Below are 16,549 nucleotides of genomic sequence, written 5' to 3'. Positions count from 1 at the left end.
TCGGCAGGGGTCGGCCGGCCCGGGGTTAGGGTAGGCGGCTGTGAGTGTCGACGATGCGGAGCTGAATTCAGGGTCGCTGGAGACCACCCCTGAGGCGCTGCGGCTGGCCTGGTGGGTGACGGCATGGTTGCGCGGTGAGGCGGTCACCGACCTGGTGCTCGATGCGGTGATCGGGCCCGATGCGACCCACACCGTCAGCGGGCTCGCCACGCTGGGGCTCGGTGGCACCGAAGGGGTCGCGGACACCCTGGTCAGCGGGATGGGACGGCTGCGTACGGAGGGAGCGACCGGTGTCGGGGTCGCGTTCCCGGCCGAGGGCGACCCGGTCGGGCTGGGTGGGCCGCGGGCCTTCAACTCGGCAGCGATGGAGGCCGGGGAGGCGACGGTGTGCGACGCCGGCATCGGGCTCGTTCCGGTCCGGGTCGGCGCGGTCGTCGAGTGGCAGGCGTACGCGGCATCTCGACGTCAGCTGCCCGACGTCGGTGAGGCCGACCGTGCGCTGCGGCTCGCGCTGAGCGAGTCCGCGACGGCGCTCGCCGAGCTCGACGTCGCCCGGTGGCGGCCCGAGGTCGCCGACCGGCTGATGAACCTGCGCCACCGGCCCTCGCTGGCCGGGGCTCCCGGCGTGCCGCCGCGGTGCGTGGAGCTCGCTGCCCGTGGCGTACAGGCGAGAGAGATCGTCGCGGTGGCACTCGAGGACGACGGCGGCGCCGTGTCCGCCTCGGAGATGCTCCGGCGGCGAGAGGCGCTGGTCGGCCTCGACCGCGCGGCCCGGAGGGCGCTCACCGCGGCGGGATCGCCCGAGGTGTGGCCGCCGAACTGAGACGCGGGGGCCGGCTCCACTATCCTGTGCAGCGATGACCGAGGAATTCGACGCGCTCGAGCGCCGTCCCGACACTCTGCTGATCACCCTCGCCGGAAACGACCGACCCGGGCTGACCTCGGCCACCCTGGCGACGCTCGCGTTGGCGGGGGTCGACGTGGTCGACCTGGAGCAGATCGTGCTGCGGGCGCGGCTCGTGCTCGGGCTCCTGGTGACCGCGCCGGCCGACGCGGCGAGCACCGAAGCGCTCAAGCACGCGATCGAGGAGACCGCCCACGCCCTCGACATGACCGTCGAGATCGAGGAGGGCGTCGGCGACACCCCGCGCGAGCCCGCCGACCGCGCCCGGGTGACGGTGCTGGGCCTGCCGCTGAAGGCGGCCGCGCTCGCGTCGGTGACCCGTACGATCGCCTCGGCCGGCGGCAACATCGACCGGATCATCCGGCTGGCTCGCTACCCGGTCACCGCCTTCGACCTGCACGTCTCCGGTGCCTCTCCCGACGAGCTGCGCGTGACGCTGGCGGCCGAGGCGGCCGCCCAGGGCGTCGACATCGCGGTGCAGCCCGCCAATCTGGTCCGCCGCGGCATGCGTCTGATCGTCATGGACGTCGACTCGACGCTGATCGACGGCGAGGTGATCGAGATGATCGCCGCCCACGCGGGCTACGAGAAGGAGGTCGCCTCGGTCACCGAGGCGGCCATGCGCGGCGAGCTCGACTTCGAGGAGTCGCTCCGCGGGCGGGTGAAGTATCTCAAGGGTGTCCCCGCGACCGCGTTGGACGAGGTCTACGCCGGGCTGCAGCTCAACCCGGGAGCGCGGACGATGGTCCGCACCCTGCGCCGCCTCGGCTACCGCTTCGCCATCGTCTCCGGCGGGTTCTCGCAGATCACCGACCGGTTGGCGGCCGACCTCGGCATCCACTACGCCCGCGCCAACGAGCTCGAGATCGTCGACGGCGTACTGACCGGTGAGGTCGTCGGTGAGGTCGTCGACCGCGCCGGCAAGGCCCGCGCGCTTCGCGAGTTCGCCGCCGAGATCGGCATCCCCGAGGCCGCCACGGTCGCCATCGGCGACGGCGCCAACGACCTCGACATGCTCGCAGCCGCCGGCCTCGGCATCGCCTACAACGCCAAGCCCGCGGTCCGTTCGGCTGCCGGGACCGCCATCAACGTCCCCTACCTCGACACGATCATGTATCTCCTCGGGATCTCCCGCGAGGAGATCGAGGCCGCCGACGCCGAAGCCGGCATCGTCACCCCCGCCCCGCCGCTCATCTGAGCCCTGCCGAGGCGTCACTCGCGTCGGCCGAGGTGGCAGGCGCGTGACATCTCAGCCGACGTACGTGACGTCTCGGCCGACGTACGTGACGTCTCGGCCGACGTAGGTGACGCCTCGTCGGTCAGGCCCGGCCGACGTGAAAGGCGGTGACGGAGGCCTCGGCCTCGTCGAGCTCGGACCAGTCGCCGTCGTAGGTGAGTACGGCGACGGCGGCTGTCGGAAAGCCGAGGGCGAGCTCGTTGCCGGCCTCGTCGTCGCCCTCGCCGTCGTCCAGGAGCTGCACGAGCGAGAACGCGGTCGGGTTGTGACCGATCACCATGACCGTCGAGATGCCGTCATCGACGCCGCGGACGAGGTCGAGGGCGGTGGAGGTGCCGGCGGCGTACAGACCCTGGTCGTACTCGGCCAGCGTCAGGTCCCACGACGCCGCGACGGCGACGTCCTCCCAGGTCTGGGTGGTGCGGTCGGCCGCCGAGACCAGGGCGTAGTCCGGGACCACGCCCTGCTCGGCCAGCCACTTCCCCGCCGCGACCGCGTCGGCATGGCCGCGCTCGGTCAGCTGGCGCTCGTAGTCGGTGGGTGCCGACGACTCCGCCTTGGCGTGCCGCATGATGACGAGGGTCCGCATGCGGGCAACCCTATGACCTCACGCTCCCAGCGAGTGATAGCCCCCGTCGACGTGGATGATCTCGCCGGTGGTCGCCGGGAAGAAGTCCGAGATCAGCGCACAGACGGCCTTCGCGGTCGGGCCCTGGTCGGTGTTGTCCCAGCCCAGCGGCGCCCGGGTGCCCCAGCCCTCGTCGAGCTCCTCGAAGCCCGGGATGGCCTTGGCGGCGAGCGTCTTGAGCGGCCCGGCGGAGACGAGGTTGCAGCGGATCCCGTCGGGACCGAGGTCGCGGGCGAGGTAGCGCGAGGTCGACTCGAGCGCGGCCTTGGCGACACCCATCCAGTCGTACGCCGGCCAGGCGATCGTCGCGTCGAAGGTCAGCCCCACGATCGACGAACCCGGAGCCAGGAGCGGCCGGGTCGCCATCGCGAGCGACTTCAGCGAGTAGGCGCTGACCTGGACCGCCTGGGAGACGTCGTCCCACGGGCCGTCGAGAAACTTGCCACCGAGAAGCGTCTCGGGGTTGCCGTACGCGATCGAGTGCACGACCCCGTCGAGCCGCTCGACGCCCTCGGCCCGGAGCGCGTCGGCCAGACCGTCGAGGTGCTCCTGGTTGGTGACGTCGAGGTCGAGGACCGGCGGCTCCTCGGGGAGCCGCTTCGCGATCCGCTTGGTGATCGACAGCGCGCGCCCGAAGTTGGAGATCAGGACGCGGGCGCCCTGCTCCTGGGCCACCTTGGCCACCGCGAAGCCGATCGAGGAATCCATCGTGACCCCTGCGACGAGAACAGTCTTGCCGTCCAACAAACCCATGATCAGTGCCCCATTCCAAGTCCGCCGTCGACCGGGATCACGGCCCCGGTCACATAACCCGCATCTGCCAACCACGTCACGGCCGAGGCCACCTCGTCCGGTGACGCGTAGCGCCCCAACGGCACCCGGTCCGTGATCGCCTTCTGCTGCTCATCGGTCAGGACCGCGGTCATCTCGGTCTCCACGAACCCCGGCGCGACCACGTTGGCGGTGATCCCCCGCGAGCCGAGCTCACGCGCGAGCGAGCGGGCCATGCCGACCAGCCCGGCCTTCGAGGCCGCGTAGTTGACCTGGCCCGGGTTGCCCAGCAGCCCGACGACCGAGGAGATGAAGATGATCCGCCCGCGGCGCAGCCGCAGCATGCCCTTCGAGGCCCGCTTGGCGAGCCGGAACGACGCGGTCAGGTTGGTGTCGATCACCGAGGTGAAGTCGTCCTCCGACATCCGGAGCACGAGGGTGTCCTTCGTGATCCCGGCGTTGGCGACGAGGACCTCGACGGGTCCGTGGGCGGCCTCGGCGGCGGCGTACGCCTCCTCGACGGCGGCCGGGTCGGTGATGTCACACACCAGGTCCAGGGCACCTTCCGGAGCCCCGCCCTTGCGGGAGGTCACGGCCACGTTGTCGCCGTTGGCCACGAAGGCCTCGGCGATCGCCCGGCCGATGCCGCGGCTGCCGCCGGTGACAAGCACCGAGCGAGGCGGCTTGCTTGTGGGGTTTTCACTGTCAGTCACAGGCGCGACGGTAGCGATTACTTCGGCGTACGACCAATGTCTTGGATTTGCTTGTGAGAACCATCCAAAGTCCATCGGAGAGCCCCTGTTGGGTCCACACCATTGACCGGATGCCATCGGCCACGACCTAGACTGGCGGTATGTCCAAGGCACAACCGATCAGGATCACCACCGCCGGCCGTAGCCGCGCCGAGGACATCGCGATCCGCCAGAAGCGCTACGCCATCTCGATGTCGATCCGCTCGCTGTGCTTCATCGGTGCCGTGATCGCCGGCCTGGCCGGTATCGGCTGGCTGTGGCCGATCCTGATCGTGGCGGCCCTGATCCTGCCCTACGTCGCGGTCGTCATGGCCAACGCGACCAACACCAAGAGCGACGAGATGAACCTGATGGACTCGCCCTACGGCCCGCGCCAGCTCAGCAGCGGCCGCGAGCAGCAGCTCAACGAGAAGGACGAGAGCTGATGGGCGCGCTCGATTCCGACCTGTGCTCGGCCAAGGGCTGCCAGGACCCCGGTTCGTGGGAGCTGCAGTGGAACAATCCGAAGATCCACACGGCCGATCGGCGTAAGATCTGGCTCGCGTGCGAGACCCACAAGGAGTCGCTCAGCGACTTTCTGGGAGCGCGCGGATTCCTCAAGGACGTCGTCCCTCACTAGCTGTTCCCCCGGAGAGGTCGTGCGTTGAACCCGATCCCTGTTCTCCTCGACTGCGACCCCGGCCACGACGACGCCATCGCGATCCTGCTGGCCCTGGGCAGCCCGCGCATCGACCTGCTCGGGATCACCACCACGTTCGGCAACTGCCGGGTCGAGAAGGCGACCTACAACGCCCAGCGTCTGCTGGCCCTGGCGGGGCGGCCCGACATCCCGGTCTCCGCGGGGGCTGCCGCGCCCCTGACCGGCACCGCCCACATCGGCGACTTCATCCACGGCACGACCGGGATCGACGGTCCTGACCTTCCCGAGCCGCTCGCTCCCCCGGTCGCCGCCGGAGCGGTCGAGTTCCTGCGTACGTCTCTCCTGGCCGCCCCGGACCCCGTCACCGTCGTCGCCACCGGACCGATCACCAACATCGCGCTGCTGCTGCGCGACCATCCCGAGGTCGGTCCGAAGATCGCCGAGATCCTCTTCATGGGCGGCTCGACCGAGCGCGGCAACACCACGCCGGCCGCCGAGTTCAACGCCTACGCCGATCCCGAGGCGCTCGACCTCGTCCTCACCAGCGGCCTCCCGATCCGGATGGTCGGGCTCAATCTGTCCCACCAGGCGCTGGCCACTCCCGACGTCGTCGCGCGGATGCGGGCCATGGACCATCCGGTCGGCCGGGCGTGCGCCGACCTGATGGGCTTCTTCGGCGGCACCTACTCCGACGTCTTCGACTTCGCCGCTCCCCCGGTCCACGACCCCTGCACCATCGCGGCCCTCATCGACCCCGGCCTGATCACCTGGCACAAGTCGTTCGTGGCCGCTGAGACCGAGGGCCGCTGGACCCGCGGCGCCACCGTCGTCGACCTGCACGGCCGCCTCGACGAGCCGCCCAACGCCCAGGTCGCGATCACCCTCGACGTACCTGCCTACTGGGACCTCGTCCTCGACGCCCTCGACCGCGTAGGCAGCTGACGAGGCGTCACTCCCGTCGGCCGAGGCGTCAACGCGGTGCCAGCTCGGCCGACGCGGGTGACGCCTCGGCTGGTGGTCAGCCGCCGATGGCGGACATCGGACGGTCGGGCTGGAGGAAGCCGAGGTCGTCGATGCCGTGGCCGGCGCGCTTGCCGGCCATGGCGGTGACCCAGCGGGCGGCGAGATCGGCGTCGGAGGCGCCGGCACGCAGTGGCGTACGCAGGTCCGACTCCGAGCGCGCGAAGAGGCAGTCGCGCACCTGCCCGTCGGCGGTGAGGCGCACCCGGTCGCAGTCTCCGCAGAAGGGGCGGGTGACGGAGGCGATGATGCCGACCTTGGCCGGGCCACCGTCGACGTAGAAGAGCTCGGCGGGGGCGCTGCCGCGGGGCTCCTGCGCGGGCGTCAGCTCGAAGGCCGCCGACAGCGCCGCCAGGGTCTCGTCGGCGGTGACCATCTTGTCGCGCGACCAGCCGTGCTGGGCGTCGAGAGGCATCTGCTCGATGAACCGCAACTCGTAGCCGCGCTCGACCGACCAGCCGAGCAGCTCGGCGGCATGGTCGTCGTTGACTCCGCGCAGCAGCACCGCGTTGATCTTGATCGGGCCCAGACCGGCAGCGGCCGCGGCCTCCAGCCCGGCGACCACGTCGGCCAGCCGGTCGCGGCGGGTGATCTGCGCGAAGGTCTCGGGCCGGATCGAGTCCAACGACACGTTGACCCGGTCGAGGCCGGCTTCGGCGAGCGCCCCGGCCATCTTGGCCAGCCCCAGCGCGTTCGTGGTGATCGAGAGCTCCGCGTCGGGTGCGACCTCGCGGGTGCGCGCGACGATCGAGACGAGCCCACGCCGCACCAGCGGCTCGCCACCGGTGAACCGCACCTCGCGGACCCCGAGCTGACCGGTGGCCACGCCGATCAGCCGCACCACCTCGTCGTCGGTGAGCACCTCGTCGCCGGGCAGCCAGTCGAGCCCTTCGGCCGGCATGCAGTAGGTGCACCGCAGGTTGCAGCGGTCGGTCAGAGAGACCCGCAGATCGGTCGCGACCCGGCCGAACCGGTCGACGAGCCTCTGCTGGGTCTGATCTGTCGGGGAGGTCGTCATCACACCAGTCTAGGCAGGCTCGACCCGGATCGTGAGTGAGGACCGCATGCCAGTTAGTCTCATCGGGTGAGTTCGTTCCGTTTCCTGCTCAGCCGACGCTGGGCCGGTTTCACGGTGTTCGTGCTGATCCTGGCCTACGGGACGTGGTGGCTGGGCCAGTGGCAGTTCGACCGTCTCGAGGACCGCAAGACCAGCAACCAGATCGTCCGCGTCAACGAGCACGCCGAGGCGGCTCCCGTCTCCGACGTGCTGGCCCCGGGCCGACAGGTCTCGGAGAAGGACGAGTGGCGGCGGGTGACCGCGACCGGGACGTACGCGGTCGACGACACGATCATCTGGCGCTACCGCACCCCCGACGACGCGAAGGGCGTCGACATCGTCGTCCCGTTGGTGCTCGCCGACGGCAGCGCGGTGCTCGTCGACCGCGGCTGGCTCCAGACCGAGTCGCAGGACGAGTTCGAGGACCTCCCGGCGCCGCCGTCGGGTGAGGTCACGATCACCGGCTGGGTGCGCGCCGACGGCACCGGTGACTCCACCGACATCGCCGAAGTCGACGGCTACCACGCCACCCGCGCGCTCTCCTCGTCCCAGGTCGCGAAGGTCGTCGACGAGTCGCTGCTGACCGGCTGGCTCCACCTCGACACCGAGTCCCCCGAGCCCGCCACGCAGCTGCGCCAGGCCGACCTGCCCGAGCTCGACAACGGCCCCCACTTCTTCTACGGACTGCAGTGGTGGTTCTTCGGCGTACTCGCCATCGCCGGCTTCTTCTACCTGATGTACGACGAGCGGCGCACACAGCGCCAGGACGCCCCTGCACCAGACGATGACACCGCTGACGGCAACGAGCCGACCGATGAGCGCGCCCGCAAGAAGGCCGCCAAGCTGGCCCAGAAGCAGGCCGTGAAGGCGGCGTACCAGGCTGCGTACGAGAGGGACAAGGCAGCCCGCCGATAAACCCCTCCAGCATGTCGGCGCCCTCGGCTACCCTGCACGCTGTGTCAGACGCGCGGAACTTCCAAGTCGACCTCCACGGACTCGTCGACCTCCTGTCCCACCACCTCTACTCGAGCCCGCGCGTCTATCTCCGCGAGCTTCTCCAGAACGCCGCGGACGCGATCACAGCCCGCCATCTGCAGGACTCGGAAGCGCCCGCGGAGATCAGCATCCGGACGTTCCCGGGCGGACTCGAGGTTCGCGACACCGGCATCGGGCTCACCGCCGACCAGGTCTCCGAGCTGCTCGCCACCATCGGCCGCAGCTCCAAGCGCGACGAGATCGGTTTCGCCCGGGAGGAGTTTCTCGGCCAGTTCGGGATCGGCATGCTCTCCGCGTTCATGGTCGCCGACGAGATCGCAGTGACGACGAAGGCCGCGAACGGGAGCACCACCCTGTGGGTCGGCACCGCCGACGGCCGTTACACCGTCGCCGAAGCGCCCGAGCGCGATGACGTCGGGACAACGGTCTCGCTGACCGCAAGACACGGCGCCGAGCAGTGGGTCGACCCGCAGTCCGTACGCGACCTGGCACTCTTCTTCGGCTCGATGCTGCCCGTGACGATCACCGTCGACGACGACCTGGTCAGCGACGGCCTCGCGCCCTGGGACCGCACCGGGACGCCTGGCGAGCGCAAGGCCCGTCTGGTCGGCTATGCGCAGGACGAGCTTGGGTTCACGCCGTTCGACGTGATCGACCTGAAGGTGCCTGCTGCCGGCCTCGACGGGGTCGCGTTCGTGCTCCCCTTCCCCGCCAACCCCGCCGAGCGCGCCACCCATCGCGTCTATCTGAAGCGGATGCTCCTCTCCGAGAGCCTCGAGGGCCTGCTCCCCGACTGGGCGTTCTTCGTGCGCTGCCTGGTGGACATCTCCGAGCTTCGCCCCACCGCCAGCCGCGAGGCGCTCTACGACGGCCCTCACCTGGAGGAGACGAAGGAGGCGCTCGCCGAGCAGCTGCGCGGCTGGCTGGTGCGTTTGGGCGCCACCGACCCCAGGCGACTCGGCGACTTCCTCCGCATCCACCAGCTCGGGGTGAAGGCGCTGGCCCTGCACGACGACGCGATGATGGAGCTGGTCGAGCGGTTCGTACCCTTCGAGACCAACCAGGGGCGGATGACGCTTCACGAGGTCCTCGAGCGCACCGACGAGATCCGTTACGTCTCCTCAGTCGACGAGTTCCGCCAGATCGCGGGCGTGGCCGCCGCCCAAGGTGTTCTCCTGGTTGACGCCGGTTACACCTACGACGCAGACCTGCTCGAGCGGCTCCCTGCCGTGCATCCTGAGCGGAGTGTGGCTCGATTCGACCCGACCGAGCTCGCGACCTCGTTCGACGCCTTGGACGCCGCGACCGAGCTGGCTCTGCGACCCTTCGTCGCCGCTGCGGAGAAGGTGCTCGCCCCGGTGGGCTGCGAGGTGGTCGTGCGCGCCTTCGACCCTCCGACCCTGCCCGTCCTCTATCTCGTCGACCGGTCCGCGGCCTTCGCCGCCGAGCTGCGAGCGACCCGCGACAAGGTCGACGGGCTGTGGGCCGGCGTGCTCGGGGCCCTCGACTCCCATGACGAGACCAAGCCACAGCTGGTCCTCAACCACAGGAGCCCACTCGTACGCCGGCTTGCCTCGCTCTCCGACCACGGCGTCGTCGGGCTTGCCGTCGAAGGCCTTTACGGTCATGCGCTCATGCTCGGCCACCACGTCATCCGCCCGGCCGACTCCGCCCTCGTCAACCGCTCGTTCCTGGGTCTGCTCGAGCAGGCAGTCCCCTCCACCAAGGACTCAATGTGACCGATCTGCACGATCTGTTCCACCAGGCCCAGCACCTCCCGTACGGAGCCGCCCGCACCGCCACCCTCGAGGCCGTCGTCCAGCGTGCCGACTCGGAGGCGCCCGACTCGACGCTGCCGTTCGAGGCGCGGATCGAGCTGACCTACGCCTACCGGCGCAGCGGGGAGACGCTGAAGTCGTTCGTCCCGTTCGCCTGGTGCACGAACGCGTACGACGCTGAACCTGTCCGCTACGCCGATCTCACCCATCGGTTCCTGTGGGCGTTCAAGTGGCAACCCGGCGCACTCACCACCTTCCCGCAGGTACCGCTCGGCCAGGCACTGGATGTGCTGGCCGACATGGAAGGGCGGTATCGCGCCGGTGGGCACAGCCTGTTCGCCGTCCATCAGGTGCGGCTGCGGATCCTCCAGCACCTCGGCGACGACGAGCGAGCCGCCGAGGAGTTCCGTCTCTGGGGTCTGACGAGCCGCGACGATCTGTCCGACTGCGCTGGCTGCGTTCCTTCCGCACAGACGGCATACCTCATCGGAGCAGGCCGGTACGAGGAGGCGATCCGCATCGGTGATCCGGTGCTGAAGGGCACCTTGACCTGCTCCGAACAGCCGCAGACCCTGCTTACCAATCTCCTCTCGGCGTACGTCGCCACCGATCGCCTGGATGAGGCAACGGCAGCACACCGCCGTGCCTATGCGCTCGTGCGCAACGACCGGGGCTCGCTCGGCGACATCGGCGACCACATCGAGTTCCTTGGCCGCACCGGCAACGCCGGACATGCCCTGGCGGTCGTCGAGCGGCATCTGGGCTGGCTCGACGCCCCTGACACTCCGTGGGCGGAGATGATGTTCGCGGCCCACTCCGCCCACGCACTCGGGCAGGTTCCCGCAAACACAGTGATCCGTGACCACGGCAGACCGCGGCCGGTGGCCGACGTCGCTGAAGAGCTCACCCAGCGTGCCCGCAGCATCGCGCTTCGCTTCGACGAGCGCAACGGCAACAGCCACATCTCGACGAAGGTCCAGCGGGCTCTGAGCGCCGAGCCGTGGGTCGAGGAGCTGCCGCTGTCCGCCACCGCCCGGCGGGCCGCCGAGATCCGGCGCAACGCGAAGCCAGTCCCGGTCGAGCCGGTGGCGGTCGAGACCCCCGCTGACGACCTGACGCCCGAGGACGTGCTCGACCATTTCGACAAACGGTGGATGGCGAGCGATCGCGAGGGAGCGGCGGCGGCGGTCGAGCGGTTCGAGAACCTGGTCGACACAGCCGACCGCACCCAGCACCAGGCGGGCCGTCTCCTGGAGGCGCACGGGTTGATCGCCCAGTACGACGGATTGGAGGCCGCGATCGAGCTGTGGCGGCAGGCGCTGAACATGCTCGACGGTGTCGACGAACTGCGCGCCCTGCGGTGTCGTGCCCGGATCGGCTCCGCACTCGGCTACCTCGGGCAGTTCGAGGAAGGACTCCTCACCGGTGAGGCGCCGCTGCGACAGCTCATCGCCGAGGATGCCCAGGATCGCCGGGCCGGGTGGGCGGGTCGGCTCGGCGTGCTTCTGATGCAGACCGGCTGCCTGGCAGAGGTCGAGGACGTCATCGCTCCTCACACGACGAGCGGCGACGACGCCGAACAGCTCGCCCATGCGACGCTGGTCCGTGCCGACGCTGCCCTCGCCGTCCTCGAGGAGACCGCGAATGAGGCTGGCGCCTCCGACGACGACGGCATCCGCCGGGTCGGCGCGCTCTACGACGAGGCCGTCACCGCTGCCCAGAGAGCCGGCGGAACCGCCGAGATCCAGGCGCTGTGGAACCGTGGCCGGTTCCACCTCTTCAACGAGTCTGGTGCCGAGGAAGAGGCGGCGGACGACCTGACCGAGGCGGTTGCGCAGGCCGGGGCGCTCGGGATGAGCAACGGCTACCTCTCCATCAACCTTCTTCAGGCACTTCTCGAAGCCGGTCGCCTTGAGGAGGCGGCCCACGCGGGCGAAGAGGCCGACCGTCTGGTTCCCGAGCAGGGCGGCGAACGACACACCGTCCACCATCTGCTCGCGGTCGTCTACGAGCGGCTCGGTCAGCGCGAGACCGCCCTCGAGCACATCGCCAGTCGGTTGGTTCTGCTGGCCGCAGAGGACCCCGCGGAGAGCGACGAGGTGTGCAACGCCGACCGTGCGGTCCTTCACGACTGGCGCGGGAGGCTCCTCGACAAGCTCGACCGCGACACCGAAGCGACCGATGCCTTCGAGCTGGCCGCGAGCATCTTCGAGCGCACCGGCAACCGCGAGCAGCAGCTCATCGCCCTGCGCCGAGCAAGTACGAGCGCCTCATGGGCCGACGACGACGCGCGCTCCAGCGCTCTGCGCGCGCAGGCCAAGGCGCTGCTGCCGCGCCTCGCTGAGGACAGTGCCCACCCCGCGTACCTCACCTTCCAGGAGGGCGCACTGGCCTGGGACGGTGCCCGCGCGGCCGACCGGTCCGGGCGCACCGAGGAGGCCATCGCTCTGCTCCACGAGGCCGAGCGGTTCTACCGCGAGTGCGGAGAGGACGAGAATGCTGCCGGTGCCGTCGCCTATCGCGCCCAGCTCGGCGACCCGGTGCCCAGCGCTGACCTCCGAACGATCTTCGAGGCCAACGAGGAGGGCAGCCAGTTCTGGCACAACGTCGGTTACCAGCTCCTCGACGCGTTACGTCGCGAGGGCGACACCACCGCCGCCGACGAGCTGCAGGAGCGGCTGGAGGTCTGACGAGCTGGCCGCCTACCGGCGGAACTGCGTCTCGTAGAGCTCCGCGTAGAGCCCGCCGGCTGCGAGCAGGGACTCGTGCGTGCCGGATTCGATGACTCGTCCGGACTCGATGACGAGGATGCGGTCGGCGGCGCGGATGGTGGAGAGCCGGTGGGCGATGACGATGGATGTACGCCCCTCCAGCGCGGCGTCCAGAGCGGTCTGGACCGCGGCCTCGGACTCTGAGTCGAGGTGGGCGGTGGCCTCGTCGAGCACCACGATGTGGGGCGCCTTCAGCAGCAGCCTGGCGATCGCGAGCCGCTGGCGCTCGCCACCGGAGAGGCGGTAGCCGCGGTCGCCGACGACGGTGTCGAGGCCATCCGGGAGACCCTTGATGACGGCGGCGACCTGGGCGGCTTCCAGGGCGGCCCAGACCTCGTCGTCGGAGGCGCCGGGGCGGGCGTAGAGCAGGTTGCCGCGCACCGTGTCGTGGAACATGTGGGCGTCCTGGGTGACGTAGCCGACCGCGGCCTCGAGCGACTCCAGGGTCACCTCGCGCACGTCGAGCCCGCCGACCTCGACCGATCCGGAGCGTACGTCGTAGAGCCGCGCGATCAGGTGGGTGATCGTCGACTTGCCGGCGCCGGAGGGGCCGACCAGGGCGACCATCTCCCCCGGTTCGGCCGCGAAGTCGATGTCGGAGAGCACCTCGCGCACCTCCCGGCTCTCCGGGCGCGCGATCGTCTCCAGAGAGGCGAGCGAGACCTCGTCGGCGCGCGGGTAGGTGAAGGCCACATGGCGGAACCGCACCGACGCGGCGTCAGCCGGCACCTCGACCGCGTCGGGCTTCTCCTTGATCAGCGAAGGCAGGTCGAGGACCTCGAAGACGCGGTCGAAGCTGACCAGCGCGGTCATCACGTCGATGCGTACGTTGGAGAGCGCCTGCAACGGCCCCAGCAGCCTCACCAGCAACAGACCGAGCGCAGTCAGGGTGCCGAGCGTGACGTCGCCCTGGATCACCATCCAGCCGCCGACGCCGTAGACCAGCGCGGTCGCCAGCGCCGGGACCACCTGCATGGTCGCCCCGAACAGCCGGGTCAGCAGCGCGATCCGGATGCCCAGGCGGCGTACGACATCGGCTCGCAGGGCGAAGGCGGCATCCTCCTCCTCGCGGCGGCCGAAGAGCTTGAGCAACAGCGCGCCGCCCACGTTGAACCGCTCGGTCATCGTCGTCGCCAGCGCCGCGTTGCCGTCCATCTGCTCGCGGGTCAGGCCGGCCAGGCGACGGCCGACCCAGCGCGAGGTCAGGAACAGGATCGGGAACAGCGCGACGCACATCAGCGTCACCTGCCACGACAGCACCAGCATCGCCGCGCCGACCACGACGAGGGAGATCAGGTTGGAGACGCTGTTGGACAGGGTCGAGGTGAAGGCCCGCTGCGCGCCCAGCACGTCGGTGTTCAGGCGGCTCACCAGTGCGCCGGTCTGGGCCCGGGTGAAGAAGGCCAGCGACTGGCGTTGCACGTGGCCGAAGACCTGGGTGCGCAGGTCGAAGATGAGTCCCTCGCCGATGCGGGTCGAGAGCCAGCCCGAGACGATCCCGAATCCCATGTCGACCACGGCCACCAACGCCATCGCAAGGGCCAGCCAGACCACCAGCGAGACGTTCTGCTGGAGCACACCGTCGTCGATGAGGCGCTGGGTCAGCAGCGGCGTCACCACGACGAGCGCGGCGTCGAAGACTGTGAACACCAAGAACGCGCTGATCAGGACCCGGTGAGGCCTGGCGTAGGAGACGACGCGTTTCAGCGTGCCCTTCGGCAGCCCGCGCTGGAGAACCGTCCGGTCGGCACGCAGGTTGCGCATGATTCCGCCGCCGCCCATCGCCCCGCCGCTCGCACCGAAGCCTGGACCCATTTGTGACACTCCGTCACCTTAGTCGTCCGGGCGGATTCGGCCGCGTCGAGGATGCACCGTCGAATTATGGTCAAAATCACGTGTGGTGGGTGACCAAGCGCTCTGTTGGTGATATGAAGTGGAGCGCGTGTGTGCGCCGGTCTCCGGGGACTGGATCAGGATTCGTCCAGACCGCCCTGAACCCGCGGGTTCATGCCCTGACTGTTCACCCCCACACCAGGTGCCCTGACATGACCCGACCACTCCCGGCCCGACTCCACCGAGCCGGTCCATGGTTCTGCAGTACGGCGATCCTCCTCTTCGTCGCACTCTCCCCCGTCATCTTCGTCACCACCTCCGGTGATCAGTGGTTCTGGCCCTGGATCATCGCCGGCGTACCCGTCGTCGCCCTCACCCTCTGGCTCACCGCGATGGCCTACGACACCACCCCCGCCGAGGCGTCAGCCCCGCCGGCCGAGGCGTCAGCCCCAACGGCCGAGGCGTCAGCCCCAACGGCCGAGGCGTCGGCCCCGACGGCCGAGGCGTCGCTTACGTCGGCCGAGGCGGCACCCGATGACACCTCGACCGACGCAAGCGACGTCTCGGCCGACGTACCTGACCTTTCGGCCGACGTGCCTGACGTCTCGGCTGGAACGGCTGGGCGGGGCGGGGATGCCGGGATGCGGGTGGCGGTGCTGTCGCTGTCTCGCAAGGTGCAGGCGTCGGCACACCGGATCCAGGAGGAGTCGACGCGGATGGTGGCGAAGTTCCCGGCCGAGCCGGATGTGCTCGAGGCGGGGATGCGGGTCGACCACGCGGCGGCGCAGCAGGCGCGGCTGGCGCAGAGCATCGCCACGCTGTGCGGGGAGCAGCCCGGGCAGCACTGGCGCGACCCGCTCGCGATCGCCGACGTCGTACGCGGCGCGGCTGGCAGGATCACCGCCTACCGCCGGGTCCGGGTGGAGGGCGACCCGCCGGTGGCGGTCCAGGGTGCGTACGTCGAACCGCTGATCCACCTCCTCGCCGAGCTCCTCGCCAACGCGACCCAGTCCTCGCCGCCTGCGACGGAGGTGCTGGTCACGATCCGTTCCGTACGCCGCGGCGCTGCCCTCGAGATCGACGACGCAGGCGTCGGCATGGACGAGACCAACCTGGCCTGGATGCGCGAGATCGCCTCGGGCACCCGGCAGGTTCGCCTGCACGACCTCGGTGAGATCCCACAGACCGGCCTCGCGGTGGTCGGCACCTACGTACGCCGCCACGGCTTCCGCGTCGATCTGACCGAGTCCGTCCACGGTGGCCTGCGGGTCGCCGTCCTCGTCCCGGAGTCGATGACCGCGTCGTTGACCGCGTCGCCGACCTCGGCCTCGGCCGAGGTGGTCGCGCCGCGTACTCCGACCTCGACGCCCGTGCCCGCCGCACTCTTGGCGAGGGCCCCGAAGGCATCGCCCGCCGCGACGGCGCCGGCCTGGCCGGTCTACACCGCCGCGAAGGCACCCGATCCGGTCCCCGACCACGAGCGGCCCGAACAACGCCAGCCGTCGCTGTTCACCTCCGACGGCCTGCCGCAGCGCCGCTCGAAGCGCGGCCAGCGCTTCGCGACCGGGAACCAGCAAGCCGTGAGCCAGCCGCTCCCCACAAGCCCGGAGCCGACCGCCGAGCAGGCCGGCGCATGGATGAGCAGCTTCCTCAGCTCGCCGCCCACCCCAGCCGCCGGCACCACGATCCCACACCAGGCCGTTGACCCCACGCATGGCCGCACCGCCGCGGAGACCGATTCCGCACCCGAGAACCACTGGAGGAACCATGACCGATGAGAACAGCTGGATGCTGGAGCTGGTCGCGGGAGTACGCGGCGTACGTCATGTCGTGGTCCTCTCCGCCGACGGGCTCGTCCGGGTCCGCACGAGCCACACCCCGCGCGAGGAGGCCGACAAGCTGGCCGCCGCGTGCGCCGGGCTGACCTCGCTCGGCCACGGGATCAGCCGCCAGTTCGGCGCCGACGCCCACCCCCGTCAGGTGATGGTCGAGTTCAACGGCGGCTTCCTGTTCATCCGTGGCGCCGGCGACGGCTCCCGCCTCGCGGTGGTCACCGAGATGAGCATCGACCCGGCGCTGGTCGCCCAGCAGATGCAGGCGACCGTCCTGATGATCGGGGAGCGCGCGATGAGCACCCCGAGACGTTCGGTCTGAGCAGATCC

At 70.2% G+C, this 16,549-nt stretch carries 15 protein-coding genes; 10 read left to right on the top strand and 5 right to left on the bottom strand.

The features are described from left to right. Nucleotides 1–40: 40 nt before the first annotated feature. A complete protein-coding gene (locus BLT25_RS01105) occupies nt 41–823 on the top strand; it encodes a hypothetical protein (RefSeq protein ID WP_256328392.1) in 783 nt (260 codons plus the stop codon). A gap of 34 nt (nt 824–857) precedes the next feature. Continuing rightward, nucleotides 858–2,102 (top strand): phosphoserine phosphatase SerB, encoded by a 1,245-nt coding sequence (gene serB / locus BLT25_RS01100; RefSeq protein ID WP_091041087.1) that lies wholly within the window; start codon nt 858–860, stop codon nt 2,100–2,102. A 121-nt stretch (nt 2,103–2,223) separates the two neighbouring features. Here serB and BLT25_RS01095 read toward each other — a convergent pair whose 3' ends face one another. Genes BLT25_RS01095 through fabG form a run of 3 tightly spaced genes read right to left on the bottom strand, consistent with a single transcriptional unit; the run spans nt 2,224 to nt 4,253 of the window. Continuing rightward, the gene (locus tag BLT25_RS01095) at nt 2,224–2,730 is read right to left on the bottom strand and encodes a SixA phosphatase family protein (RefSeq protein WP_091041086.1); all 507 of its coding nucleotides are present in this window, start codon (nt 2,728–2,730) and stop codon (nt 2,224–2,226) included. Nucleotides 2,731–2,748: 18 nt separating this feature from the next. Then, entirely contained in the window at nt 2,749–3,522 is a 774-nt protein-coding gene (gene fabI / locus BLT25_RS01090; RefSeq protein ID WP_091041084.1) for an enoyl-ACP reductase FabI, read from the bottom strand. Nucleotides 3,523–3,524: 2 nt separating this feature from the next. Then, nucleotides 3,525–4,253: a 3-oxoacyl-ACP reductase FabG gene (gene fabG / locus BLT25_RS01085; RefSeq protein WP_176883516.1), complete on the bottom strand. Its 729-nt coding sequence runs from the start codon at nt 4,251–4,253 to the stop codon at nt 3,525–3,527. A gap of 140 nt (nt 4,254–4,393) precedes the next feature. Here fabG and BLT25_RS01080 point away from each other — a divergent pair, with 140 nt between their 5' ends. Genes BLT25_RS01080 through BLT25_RS01070 form a run of 3 tightly spaced genes read left to right on the top strand, consistent with a single transcriptional unit; the run spans nt 4,394 to nt 5,874 of the window. Continuing rightward, on the top strand, nt 4,394–4,717 hold the full coding sequence (locus BLT25_RS01080) for a DUF3099 domain-containing protein (RefSeq protein ID WP_091041081.1): 324 nt from the start codon (nt 4,394–4,396) through the stop codon (nt 4,715–4,717). Beyond that, nucleotides 4,717–4,911 carry an acetone carboxylase gene (locus BLT25_RS01075; protein WP_091041080.1) on the top strand — a complete coding sequence of 65 codons (195 nt, stop codon included), beginning with the start codon at nt 4,717–4,719 and terminating at the stop codon, nt 4,909–4,911. Before BLT25_RS01080 ends, BLT25_RS01075 begins: the two co-directional genes overlap by 1 nt. Nucleotides 4,912–4,935: 24 nt before the next feature. Next, a complete protein-coding gene (locus tag BLT25_RS01070; protein WP_091041078.1) occupies nt 4,936–5,874 on the top strand; it encodes a nucleoside hydrolase in 939 nt (312 codons plus the stop codon). 76 nt (nt 5,875–5,950) lie between these two features. Here the strand turns inward: BLT25_RS01070 and moaA are convergent, their stop codons facing one another. Continuing rightward, the gene (gene moaA, locus BLT25_RS01065) at nt 5,951–6,970 is read right to left on the bottom strand and encodes a GTP 3',8-cyclase MoaA (RefSeq protein ID WP_091041077.1); all 1,020 of its coding nucleotides are present in this window, start codon (nt 6,968–6,970) and stop codon (nt 5,951–5,953) included. A 66-nt stretch (nt 6,971–7,036) separates the two neighbouring features. Between moaA and BLT25_RS01060 the strand changes: the two genes are divergently transcribed. Genes BLT25_RS01060 through BLT25_RS01050 form a run of 3 tightly spaced genes read left to right on the top strand, consistent with a single transcriptional unit; the run spans nt 7,037 to nt 12,473 of the window. Then, on the top strand, nt 7,037–7,924 hold the full coding sequence (locus tag BLT25_RS01060; protein ID WP_091041075.1) for an SURF1 family cytochrome oxidase biogenesis protein: 888 nt from the start codon (nt 7,037–7,039) through the stop codon (nt 7,922–7,924). Between the two features lie 41 nt (nt 7,925–7,965). Beyond that, nucleotides 7,966–9,744 (top strand): HSP90 family protein, encoded by a 1,779-nt coding sequence (locus BLT25_RS01055; RefSeq protein WP_256328391.1) that lies wholly within the window; start codon nt 7,966–7,968, stop codon nt 9,742–9,744. Continuing rightward, on the top strand, nt 9,741–12,473 hold the full coding sequence (locus BLT25_RS01050; RefSeq protein WP_091041072.1) for a hypothetical protein: 2,733 nt from the start codon (nt 9,741–9,743) through the stop codon (nt 12,471–12,473). The genes BLT25_RS01055 and BLT25_RS01050 overlap by 4 nt, the downstream gene beginning before the upstream one ends. A 12-nt stretch (nt 12,474–12,485) precedes the next feature. Here the strand turns inward: BLT25_RS01050 and BLT25_RS01045 are convergent, their stop codons facing one another. Beyond that, on the bottom strand, nt 12,486–14,369 hold the full coding sequence (locus BLT25_RS01045) for an ABC transporter ATP-binding protein (protein WP_091041071.1): 1,884 nt from the start codon (nt 14,367–14,369) through the stop codon (nt 12,486–12,488). A 230-nt stretch (nt 14,370–14,599) separates the two neighbouring features. Between BLT25_RS01045 and BLT25_RS01040 the strand changes: the two genes are divergently transcribed. Both BLT25_RS01040 and BLT25_RS01035 read left to right on the top strand, forming a co-directional pair. Then, nucleotides 14,600–16,165 (top strand): ATP-binding protein, encoded by a 1,566-nt coding sequence (locus BLT25_RS01040; protein WP_091041069.1) that lies wholly within the window; start codon nt 14,600–14,602, stop codon nt 16,163–16,165. Beyond that, entirely contained in the window at nt 16,155–16,541 is a 387-nt protein-coding gene (locus BLT25_RS01035; protein WP_091041067.1) for a roadblock/LC7 domain-containing protein, read from the top strand. The genes BLT25_RS01040 and BLT25_RS01035 overlap by 11 nt, the downstream gene beginning before the upstream one ends. Nucleotides 16,542–16,549 lie beyond the last annotated feature (8 nt).

The organism is Nocardioides sp. YR527, assembly GCF_900101045.1.
GTDB lineage: Bacteria > Actinomycetota > Actinomycetes > Propionibacteriales > Nocardioidaceae > Nocardioides.
Note: the sequence above shows the minus strand (reverse complement) of the source record. Positions and strands in the feature narration are given on the sequence as shown.

What these genes read in the sequence shown, in the direction of transcription:
- serB (WP_091041087.1), top strand. Translation starts at nt 858, where the DNA reads ATGACCGAGGAATTCGACGCGCTCGAGCGCCGTCCCGACACTCTGCTG.
- BLT25_RS01095 (WP_091041086.1), bottom strand. Translation starts at nt 2,730, where the DNA reads ATGCGGACCCTCGTCATCATGCGGCACGCCAAGGCGGAGTCGTCGGCA.
- fabI (WP_091041084.1), bottom strand. Translation starts at nt 3,522, where the DNA reads ATGGGTTTGTTGGACGGCAAGACTGTTCTCGTCGCAGGGGTCACGATG.
- BLT25_RS01080 (WP_091041081.1), top strand. Translation starts at nt 4,394, where the DNA reads ATGTCCAAGGCACAACCGATCAGGATCACCACCGCCGGCCGTAGCCGC.
- BLT25_RS01075 (WP_091041080.1), top strand. Translation starts at nt 4,717, where the DNA reads ATGGGCGCGCTCGATTCCGACCTGTGCTCGGCCAAGGGCTGCCAGGAC.
- moaA (WP_091041077.1), bottom strand. Translation starts at nt 6,970, where the DNA reads ATGACGACCTCCCCGACAGATCAGACCCAGCAGAGGCTCGTCGACCGG.
- BLT25_RS01045 (WP_091041071.1), bottom strand. Translation starts at nt 14,369, where the DNA reads ATGGGTCCAGGCTTCGGTGCGAGCGGCGGGGCGATGGGCGGCGGCGGA.
- BLT25_RS01040 (WP_091041069.1), top strand. Translation starts at nt 14,600, where the DNA reads ATGACCCGACCACTCCCGGCCCGACTCCACCGAGCCGGTCCATGGTTC.
- BLT25_RS01035 (WP_091041067.1), top strand. Translation starts at nt 16,155, where the DNA reads ATGACCGATGAGAACAGCTGGATGCTGGAGCTGGTCGCGGGAGTACGC.